The organism is Faecalibacterium sp. DFI.5.82, assembly GCF_029076575.1.
GTDB lineage: Bacteria > Bacillota > Clostridia > Oscillospirales > Ruminococcaceae > Faecalibacterium > Faecalibacterium duncaniae.
Map to the genome: position 1 here is coordinate 1 of NZ_JARFIS010000446.1, position 313 is coordinate 313.

Below are 313 nucleotides of genomic sequence, written 5' to 3' on the forward strand. Positions count from 1 at the left end.
AACTGCAATGAGCGATTTTTCCACCGTTTCCCGGGAAACAGTGGAAAACTGTGTCACATTTCAGCGAAAGGGGAAAGAATCATGTGTGAATGGAAGAAATCTGCCGGAAAGATCTACACTCTGCCTGTGGAAAGCATCCGTCCCTCGCCGTTTCAGGCTCGGACTGTTTTTGATGAAAAGGAGCTGGCGGGGCTAGCCCAGAGCATCCGGGAAAACGGCCTGTTACAGCCCATCTCGGTGCGGAAGGTCGAGGGTGGTTACGAGCTGGTGGCAGGGGAGCGGCGGCTCCGCGCCTGCAAGTTGGCCAGGATGG

General features: G+C 55.9%; 1 protein-coding gene. It reads left to right on the forward strand.

Annotation, left to right across the window (positions count from 1 at the left end; genetic code table 11):
* Positions 1 to 81: 81 nt before the first annotated feature.
* The coding region (locus P0G09_RS17360) for a ParB N-terminal domain-containing protein (RefSeq protein WP_275253297.1) at positions 82 to 313 on the forward strand (232 nt) is incomplete at its 3' end.